This is a genomic window from Vibrio sp. 03_296, assembly GCF_002265885.1.
Genome location: NZ_NPKW01000530.1, coordinates 1 through 923, shown reverse-complemented (window position 1 = coordinate 923; position 923 = coordinate 1). Strand labels below are relative to the sequence as shown.

Annotated in this window: 1 pseudogene; it reads right to left on the bottom strand. The window is 48.8% G+C overall.

The features are described from left to right. Positions 1–58: 58 nt before the first annotated feature. Positions 59–712, bottom strand: a pseudogene (locus CIK04_RS25960) (TetR/AcrR family transcriptional regulator). Positions 713–923: the final 211 nt, after the last annotated feature.

Sequence of the window (923 nt, the reverse complement as noted above, 5' to 3'; positions counted from 1 at the left end):
GTTTGACCGCCAGTACCAACACCAGCACGCCACCGCTAATGCGGGAAAAGAGCCATTTTTATTGAGGGTCATGGGCTGCTCCTGAGTCCAAAAATCCGTGTTTCATCAGTTGAATATTGTGTTCAAACAAGCGGTTGAGAAAAGCTTCATTCAGTTCGATGCCGTGAATTGACAAGAGCGCTGGTGGCGCCATAAAAGGAAACACCATCAAGCTGATGAAGGTGATGCGCGCTAATTTGGCATCGACGCCTTGGCGCAATATGCCTCCTTCTAACAAGCGATCGAAGATCAACCCTTGCATCGGTTGGGTGATGTCGTTCATCATCTTTTCCATCAATTTGCGTTGGGTATCGGAGGGGGCCATGCGCATCACTTGCGCAATCAAGCGGGGAAACTGAGGTACTTTGACCATTTCTCGGTAATAAGTGCGCATGATATCGAGCAGGTTTTTCTCTGAACTTTCGAGCACCAGTGCTTGCATTTGTTTTTGCATCGGCGCGAGGGTTCTCGCAGCATGGTCTCTGAACAGCCCTTCTTTCTCGCAAGTAGTAACGGATCATGCCACATTCACGCCTGCTTTTTGCGCCACTAAGCGGGTAGAAACGTTGTTGTATTCCATGACGGTGAACAACTCGCGTGCGTAGTGAATCAGCATGTTGTCTCGTGTCATGTTGTGCGTTGGCCGTCCTCGGCGTGGGTTGAGTTCCGTCATCAGCCGCCCTTCAAAATTAAACGTGTGATTAATTATAGGCGGCTAAATTTGGCGGTGATACGCGAATAATTAATCAATATTTCATCAAGTGATTAATTACACAAAATAGTGTTGAATGGCGGCTATTTTGCAGGCGCGCCGACGGAGGCTCGGCGGATCAGCATGGGCATAAAGAGTTTGTGCTCTTTGCGATCCGGTGCTTCACCATTGG